This window comes from Chamaesiphon sp. GL140_3_metabinner_50 (genome assembly GCF_025361915.1).
Lineage (GTDB): Bacteria > Cyanobacteriota > Cyanobacteriia > Cyanobacteriales > Chamaesiphonaceae > Chamaesiphon.
Genome location: NZ_JANYJC010000103.1, coordinates 1 through 2,473, shown reverse-complemented (window position 1 = coordinate 2,473; position 2,473 = coordinate 1). Strand labels below are relative to the sequence as shown.

Annotated in this window: 1 protein-coding gene and 1 pseudogene; both read left to right on the top strand. The window is 48.0% G+C overall.

Going from position 1 to position 2,473, the window contains the following annotated elements:
* Nucleotides 1–1,210: pseudogene (locus Q0R35_RS05445) on the top strand (TldD/PmbA family protein); the annotation flags it as partial.
* 60 nt (nt 1,211–1,270) lie between these two features.
* Nucleotides 1,271–2,167, top strand: coding sequence for an Hsp33 family molecular chaperone HslO (hslO, locus tag Q0R35_RS05440; RefSeq protein WP_295615076.1), 897 nt, complete (start codon nt 1,271–1,273; stop codon nt 2,165–2,167).
* Nucleotides 2,168–2,473: the final 306 nt, after the last annotated feature.

Sequence of the window (2,473 nt, the reverse complement as noted above, 5' to 3'; positions counted from 1 at the left end):
TAATACAGCTTATTAGCAAGCGATCGCGGCGAGTGCCTATCGAATTTACTCCGTCACCACCGCCCAGCGACCTAAGGTAGTCGGGCAATATGTTTCCCCCACCCTCCAACCGTTTAATAGCCTCACTCCTGGCGAAATTAGCGAGCAACTGAGCAAGATTTGTCATACGCTCAAAGTGGACGAAAAAATCGTTCAAACTAGTGCCACGATGATTACCCGCGAAATCGAAACCTGGTTTGTGAGTACTAATGGTTCCGATGTCTATCAGAAATTTTTGCTGATGACGACAGATTATGCAGCTACCGCACAGGATGGAGCTATTATCCAACATCGGAGCGATCGCGGGGGATTGGCGCGGTGCTATCAGGGGGGAATGGAATATTTTCTCACTCCAGACTTATGGGCGCGGGTGCGACAGGTGGGCGAACAGGCGGTAGAATTGCTCACAGCGATGGAATGCCCAACAGAAACTACCAATCTCGTTCTCGCACCAGATCAACTGCTCTTACAAATCCATGAAAGTGTCGGACATCCGCTCGAATTAGACCGAATTTTGGGCGACGAGCGCAATTATGCGGGGGGAAGTTTCGTTAAACCAGCAGATTTTGGCAACCTCGTCTATGGTTCGCCGCTGATGAATATTACCTTCGATCCTACCGTTGCGGGGGAATTTGCCAGCTATAGTTTTGATGATATTGGAGCTACCGCCACACGAGAATATATCATCCGCGATGGCATTTTAGAACGCGGCTTAGGCAGCTTAGAAAGTCAGGCGCGATTAGATTTACCAGGAGTCGCTTGCAGCCGCGCTTGTAGCTGGAATCGTCCGCCGATCGATCGAATGGCAAATATCAACCTCGAACCAGGGGATAAAAGCTTCGACGATATTATCGGTGGCATCGAGCGGGGGATCTATATGGAATCCAATCGTTCTTGGTCGATCGACGATCGCCGTCATAAATTCCAGTTTAGCTGTGAATACGCCCAGCTCATCGAAAAGGGCAAATTGACTCAAACAGTCCGCAACCCCAATTATCGCGGCATCACGCCTCAATTTTGGGGCAATCTCGCCCAAATCGGTAATGCCAATACCTGGGAAATGTACGGTTCTCCGTTCTGCGGTAAAGGCGAACCCAATCAAATCGTCTGGGTAGGGCATGGCGCGCCCGTCGCCGCATTTAGTAACATCGAAGTCTTTGGTGGGGATTAACACCCTGGAATCTGAGGTGGGCAACCTCTAAAATAAGAACAGGAATATTCAAGGGAAGTTATGACCGATCGACTGATTCGCGCAACAGCAGCAGGTGGGGGAATTCGAGCAGTAGGGGCAATTACCACCAGCCTCACCGAAACAGCCAGAGTCCGACATCGACTCTCCGCAGTAGCCACAGACGCGCTCGGACGCGCGATGACGGCAGGATTGTTGCTAACATCGGGGATGAAAACCAAATTTGCCCGTGTCAATCTCCGGCTTAAAGGAAATGGCCCCTTGGGTGGTTTGATGGTAGATGCTGGGGTAGATGGCACCGTCAGAGGCTATGTCAATAATCCTTATATCGAAGTACCGCTCAATGCGGCTGGTAAACTAGATGTCGGTGGGGCGATCGGCAATGAAGGTTTTGTCTATGTGTTTCGAGATTTGGGCTATGGTCGCCCGTATTCTAGTACTGTCGAGTTAGTATCGGGCGAAGTTGGCGACGATGTGGCTAACTATTTATTTAGCTCCGAGCAAACTCCTTCGGCTTTGGTATTGGGAGTCTCGATGAATACTCATAGCGTTCAATCTGCGGGCGGTATCTTGATTCAAGTTTTGCCAAAAGCCGCCCAAGATGAGTCATTAGTAACGCTATTAGAATCGCGAGTCAGCGGGTTGCAAGGTTTTACACCCTTGCTACAATCTGGCAAAAATTTACCAGAGATTTTAGAAGAACTTTTAGGCGATTTAGATCTCAAAATCTTCCCCGATGAAAAGGAACTAAAATTTGATTGTCCTTGCTCCGAACAAAGGATGTTAGGCGCGCTCAAATTATTAGGAACCGACGAACTTCAGGATATGATTGCCACCGATAAAGGTGCTGAAGCTACCTGCGATTTTTGCGGGGAAATTTATCACGTCAGTGAGGAAAAACTGGCTGAGTTAGTCGGCGAACTGCAACCTCAGAATTAATTAGATAATAGTTGGTATGAGAAAGGTAGGGGCAATGTCTTGTCGGTTTTTCACGTCATGGGGGAACCCCAGAATAAAACCGCCGCTTCATGAATTGCCCCTGCCTTTCTTATTATTAAATCGAGATTACCAATGAAAGGTTATAAACTGCTGTCTGAACTATGATTAAAATGATTGAATGATGGACTGCTATCCGACAATCTTAGTCCATCTATCGGATCGCATAAATCATAGTTGGCGATGGTATAGCAGTTGCCATGTCGGTTAGGACACAAACCCGACTTTTCCAAAAAGTCGAGTTTGTAG